The 6,248-nt window shown below is 35.2% G+C and carries 4 protein-coding genes and 1 pseudogene; 2 read left to right on the top strand and 3 right to left on the bottom strand.

Annotated elements, in window-relative coordinates; translation table 11 throughout:
* The 3 genes and pseudogenes from ACVC2P_RS13850 to ACVC2P_RS13840 all read right to left on the bottom strand — a co-directional run.
* Positions 1-323, bottom strand: a pseudogene (locus ACVC2P_RS13850) (hypothetical protein); the annotation flags it as partial.
* 68 nt (positions 324-391) lie between these two features.
* Positions 392-877 carry a YdeI/OmpD-associated family protein gene (locus tag ACVC2P_RS13845; protein WP_452599045.1) on the bottom strand — a complete coding sequence of 162 codons (486 nt, stop codon included), beginning with the start codon at positions 875-877 and terminating at the stop codon, positions 392-394.
* A 12-nt stretch (positions 878-889) separates the two neighbouring features.
* The gene (locus ACVC2P_RS13840) at positions 890-4,102 is read right to left on the bottom strand and encodes a WD40/YVTN/BNR-like repeat-containing protein (RefSeq protein WP_452599044.1); all 3,213 of its coding nucleotides are present in this window, start codon (positions 4,100-4,102) and stop codon (positions 890-892) included.
* A 113-nt stretch (positions 4,103-4,215) separates the two neighbouring features.
* Between ACVC2P_RS13840 and ACVC2P_RS13835 the strand changes: the two genes are divergently transcribed.
* Both ACVC2P_RS13835 and ACVC2P_RS13830 read left to right on the top strand, forming a co-directional pair.
* A complete protein-coding gene (locus ACVC2P_RS13835; protein ID WP_452599043.1) occupies positions 4,216-5,343 on the top strand; it encodes a vWA domain-containing protein in 1,128 nt (375 codons plus the stop codon).
* Between the two features lie 83 nt (positions 5,344-5,426).
* On the top strand, positions 5,427-6,248 hold an 822-nt coding region (locus ACVC2P_RS13830), incomplete at its 3' end, for a sigma 54-interacting transcriptional regulator (RefSeq protein WP_452599042.1).

Genomic DNA, 6,248 nt, shown 5'->3' with positions numbered 1-6,248 from the left:
AAGAAAGATTCTTTAATCTTAGCATCTCTTCCTTCATCTTTAGTAAATAAGCTACTAATTGGTATAGAAAAACTTAGATTATTTAAAGCGTCTTGAGCTGTTTCTCCAGATTTATTATCGAATCTTAAAGTCTTAAATTCTCCTCCAACACTTTTTTTTGCAGTTGTTTTATAAGCCGTCCATTTTACAGAAGTAGCTTCAGCTTTTACAACAAAATTCTCTGCTGCTTTAACTTCTGTTTCTGGTTCTTTTTTAGTTTCTTCTTTACAACTCACAGTAAAAACTAGGGAGAGTACTAATATAAATAAGGTTATTTTTTTCATGATTTTTTGTTTTTGGTTTATTGAGTTCGAAGTTAAGTAGATATTTACCCTTTTGCAAGAAACTACTGCTAATTCGCCTTTAAAATTAGTTTTAAATCATGAATGCCACGTTTTAAATTTTCGGTCATTATAAGAGATTTATCTACCTGAGTTTGTATATTTTTATAGCGTTTAATAGCATAAATAATACTACGTTGTTTTCCTACGGTAAAGCCTTCAAAAATAGAAAAGGCTTCATAATCGCTTAATAACACAGCTTCTAAAGCTTCGGGCATGTCTACACCATACTTAGAAGTGTCTTCAAATAGTTGCATAGAAAAGGTGTCGCCAATCTCCAATTGTAATTCTTTCTGTTTGGCATTACTAAAATAAATGCGGCAAAGTCCTGTTTTTTCTTTTTTTAAAGCGGCATAGAAATTTAAGTTATGGTCTTTATAAGAGACTTTTACTTTAACGCGTTTGTGGTTGGCTTCTAATAATAATGTCGCTATACGGTTAGGTATAACGACACTATATTTATCAGTTAATGTTATATTAAACAATTCGCTTTGCATAAGGAATAGTGTTTAATCTAAACTAAAAGTTTTAGTCTCTTTAAATTCTGAAGTTTTTAATGCTTCAATAGTGGTACGATACGGTTTCCAATCGTCATTTAAAAAAGTATTCACTTCATCTAGAAAATCGTTTAAACTTTCTTTTGCTTGCTGTATCAACATCGTTTCTGTTTTAGTAATACCATGCTGTCTTGAACCTACATAACTTCTGGCTTTACTTATTCTAGAGCTAACGGTTGGTAATGGACTTCTGGTAATGCCTTGACGTTTATCTACTTTACCAAAATACAAGGCCATTATAGTGTCTATTTTCGCTACAATATCCTTAGATGCTTTAATTTCTGCTTTATATTTTTTAGAGTCTAATGTTTTTAAACGTTTCTGAAATGTTGAAGCTGTCGTTTTACTTTCTACTAATTGCTTCATGGCATCTGCAGCAATTTCCTGCATGTTTTCCATGTCTTTTAATGTGGTGTATACAGCACTAGTGTTGGCAGAAGACACGTCTAGTCTTGGGTCATCTTTTACAGTAATTCTAGACTCTGTTGTTTGATCTCCGTAGTGCATAACCACACGATACGTTCCAGGTTTTACAGAAACACCTCCTGGTTCTCTAGTACTTTTTCTAATACTTTTAGAGGCACGTTGTACACCTTTTTCACGCATATACCAAGTCCATTTATGTATACCAGTTTCTTTAGGAGCCTTACGTTTTAATGTACGGATTAAACGATCGTTATCGTAAACCATCATAGTAATAGAATCCCATTTTATAACGTTTTTATCTGCTTCTGTAGAATCTTTTTTAGCTTCGGTTTTCTTTTTGTCTTTGTTAGCATCTGCTTTGCCTGCTTTTTTTACTTTTAAATAATACGCTAATCTAGCACCGCCACCACGATTATCTCCATGATACATAGCATCACCACCAAAACGACTTCCAGTAGGTTGCGCATAAGCGGCTTTGTATGCTGTAGGTGGAGTAAATAACTCTATGTTTTTATTTAGTATTTGCTTGTTTTTGGCAATAGCTCGTAACGGACGAATATCATCTAATACCCAAGCAGCACGACCAAACGTACCAATAACTAAATCGTGTTCTCTTGGCTGAATTACTAAATCCTTTACAGAAACAGTTGGGAAACCTTCAGTCCATTTTGTCCATTGTTCACCAGCGTTTGTAGAGATGTATAAACCATCATCTGTTCCTAAAAATAAAAGGTTTGGTTCTTCAATATCTTCAATAATACATAAAGCATAACTTTTCACATCGTTTTCATCTACGATACGTTGCCATGTTTTTCCGTAGTTAGTTGTTCTAAAAGCATAGGGCGTAAAATTAAAACGGCGGTAATCGTTAGCGACTAATAGTGCTTCACCTTTATTTTTATTAGAAGCTTTTATTTGAACTATCCAACTACCTTTAGGCAATTCCTTAATGTTTTTAGAAACATCTGTCCAAGTACTTCCTCCATTTTGAGTAACATGCACACGACCATCATCTGTACCTACCCAAAGCATGTTTTGTTCTACAGGTGAAGGTTCAATAACTAATATAGTACAATGGTTTTCTGCACCAGTAGCATCAATGGTTAATCCGCCACTATCGCGTTGCTTTTGTTTTTCAGGGTCATTAGTTGTTAAATCTGGCGAAATAATATCCCAAGTATCACCTTTGTCTGTCGATTTATGTACAAACTGACTTCCAAAATATACGGTACTATTGTTAAAAGGATCTAGGTTAATGGCTGCATTCCAATTAAAACGTAATAAAACGTCTGGATCGGGATGTGTTGGTTGTACATTATAGTTGTTTCCAGTTTGCCAATCGTAACGACTTACGTAGCCTTGTTGGCTCATAGTCCAACCATATCTAGAATCGTCTCTGTCTGCAATAACATCAAACCCATCTCCAAAAGAAATTTCTTGCCAATACGAGTTTCTAATGCCTTGAGCACGCCAAACATAAGCTGGGCCTCTCCAAGACCCATTGTCTTGCATACCACCATAAACGTTATATGGGATCTCATTATCTACATTTATATGATAAAATTGTGCTACAGGTAAGTTACCAACAAAACGCCAGTTTTTACCACCATCTTTTGTAATGTTTAAGCCACCATCGTTACCATCTATCATAAAACTACCATTTTCTGGGTGTATCCACCAAGCATGATGATCTGGATGTATGCCATTGCTTACACCATAAGCAGGCATGAGTTGTTTAAAATTCTTTCCGCCATCTTCACTAACATTTACATAGGTAAAAACCGAATACACACGGTTTTCGTTTTGCGGATCTACATAAATTTCAGAATAGTAAAAAGGTCTATTACCAATATCGCTTTTAGCGTTAATTTTTTTCCATTTAAAACCGCCATCTTCACTTTTGTAAAGCGCATTCTTTTTAGCTTCAACAAGCGCATAAACAATATTTGGTTTATTTCTAGCAATTGCTACACCAATACGTCCTAAATCGCCTTTTGGTAAACCCTCTTTATCAGTAATCTTTTTCCAAGTTACACCACCATCGTGTGTAATATGTAGTCCAGAGCCTTTTCCGCCAGAATTAAAAAACCAAGGCTCACGTTTGTGTTCCCATAAGGTTGCAATTAATTTATTAGGATTGGTAGGATCCATAACCAAGTCGGCAGCTCCCGTTTTAATATTGGCATATAAAATTTTATTCCATGTTTTTCCGCCATCTGTAGTTTTAAACACACCACGCTCTGGATGTTCTCCCCATGGAGACCCTATTGCAGCAACATAAACAATATCTGGATTTGTAGGGTCTACAATAATACGATGGATATGGCGTGTTTTTTCTAATCCCATAGCCATCCAGTTTTTACCGCCATCTAAAGATTTATAAATACCATAACCGCCATTTAAACTATTACGAGGGTTACCTTCTCCTGTGCCTACCCAAATAACACTTGGGTTAGATTGCTGTATAGCAACTGCACCAACCGAAGCAGTTACCTCTTTTTCAAAAATAGGCTCCCATTTTATGCCGCCAGAAGTCGATTTCCATAAACCGCCAGAAGCAGTACCTACATATATAATGTCGGGATTACTATGTACAGCATCTATAGCAGTTACACGACCAGACATTCCGCCTGGACCAATATTACGAGGTTTCATATTTTTTACTAAATCCATAGAGAAATTCTGTGCAGATACAGTAAAAACAAAAAGTAAACATAAGGAGGATAAAAAATGCTTCATTAAATGGTAAAATTAGTTAGAAAATAAAAGTACTAAAACCATTAAACATAAATCTTAAAGAGATGTTAATAAAAAAGCTATGCTAGCATAAAATATTGTATTTTTATACTAGTATGGAAAACAATAAACAGAAAAGAAAAGGATTCGTTTTTAAGCCGTATGAAGCGCCTTCTCAATCCCCTTTTGAAAAACTATTCGATATTTTTAAAGAATTAATTACGCATACATCTGGAGATTTCGATGAAGCTATAGATTGGCTTCGGGAATTGGATAAGGAATACCAATTAACAACACCAGAATATACTATTGAAGACTTTATAGAAGACCTAAAAGCCAAAGGCTACATTAGAGAAGAAATAAAACCAGATGGAAAAGGGGGGATGGGCATTACCGCCAAAACGGAACGTGCCATTAGGCAATCTGCATTAGAGCAAATATTCGGAAACATAAAACGAAATGGTTCGGGACAGCATAAAAGTAAATCGCCAGGAATAGGTGATGAGCATACAGGAGATTTTAGAAACTACCAGTTTGGTGACGCTTTAGATAAAGTGTCTATAACAGAGAGTTTACGCAATGCACAGGTAAATAATGGTATTGATAATTTTAACTTAACCGAAGACGATTTGGTGGTAGAAGAAACCATGCATAAATCGCAAATGAGTACGGTTTTAATGATAGATATTAGCCATAGTATGATTCTCTATGGCGAAGACCGTATTACACCCGCTAAAAAAGTAGCCATGGCTTTGGCCGAATTAATAACCACACGTTACCCAAAAGATACCTTAGATATTCTGGTATTTGGTAACGATGCTTGGGCGATTAAAATTAAAGACTTACCGTATTTAAACGTTGGGCCTTATCATACCAATACCGTAGCAGGTTTACAATTAGCAATGGACTTACTACGACGTAAACGAAATACCAACAAACAAATTTTTATGATTACAGATGGAAAACCAAGTTGTTTGCGTTTACCAGATGGTACGTATTATAAAGACAGTAATGGATTAAACCCGCATATAACCAATAAGTGTTACGCTATGGCACAACAAGCACGTAAACTGCACATACCAATAACTACATTTATGATAGCACAAGACCGCTATTTAATGCAGTTTGTACAAGAGTTTACAAGAGCAAACCAAGGAAAAGCTTTTTACACAGGCTTAAAAGGGCTGGGAGAAATGATTTTTGAAGATTACGAAACCAATAGAAAAAAACGAATTAGAGGATAATTAATTAGCTATTAGCCTTTAGTTATTAGCCATGTCTAGGAAGATCTGCTAATAGCCAAAAGCAAATAGCCAAAAGCTATAAAATGAATATAGAAACACTAAAAACATTAGGCGATTTAAAAAAGCAAGGATACCAAAGTAAATCGATTAAAGATGAATTAAGAGATAATTTAATAGATAAAATAAAACAAAAAGAAACCACATTTACAGGCGTACACGGTTATGAAAATACTGTAATACCAGAATTAGAACGTGCCATACTATCCAGACATAATATAAACCTTTTAGGCTTACGCGGACAAGCAAAAACGCGATTAGCACGTTTAATGTTAAATTTATTAGACGAGTACATTCCCGTGGTAGAAGGCTCCGAAATTAATGACGACCCTTTAAACCCTATTTCGCGTTATGCCATAGAACTCATCAAAGAAAAAGGAGAGGATACTCCAATAAGATGGTTACACAGAAGTGAGCGGTTTGCTGAAAAACTAGCAACTCCAGATGTAACAGTAGCCGATATTATAGGAGATGTAGACCCAATAAAAGCAGCCAATTTAAAACTAAGCTACGCAGACGACCGTGTAATACATTACGGTATGATTCCGCGTGCAAACCGTTGTATTTTTGTAATAAATGAATTACCAGATTTGCAAGCCAGAATACAAGTAGCCTTATTTAATATTTTACAAGAAGGCGATATACAAATACGAGGCTTTAAACTACGTTTACCTTTAGATATGCAATTTGTATTTACAGCAAATCCAGAAGACTATACCAATCGTGGAAGCATCGTTACGCCATTAAAAGATAGAATTGGCTCACAGATATTAACGCACTATCCGCAAGACATAGAAACTGCTAAAATAATTACAGCACAAGAAGCGAAATTAGACACACGCCAAGAA

The organism is Pontimicrobium sp. MEBiC01747 (assembly GCF_053601635.1).
This window is presented reverse-complemented; position numbering and strand designations above follow the sequence as displayed.

Coding starts and splice junctions, on each gene's coding strand:
- ACVC2P_RS13845 (WP_452599045.1), bottom strand. CDS start 877: ATGCAAAGCGAATTGTTTAATATAACATTAACTGATAAATATAGTGTC.
- ACVC2P_RS13840 (WP_452599044.1), bottom strand. CDS start 4,102: ATGAAGCATTTTTTATCCTCCTTATGTTTACTTTTTGTTTTTACTGTA.
- ACVC2P_RS13835 (WP_452599043.1), top strand. CDS start 4,216: ATGGAAAACAATAAACAGAAAAGAAAAGGATTCGTTTTTAAGCCGTAT.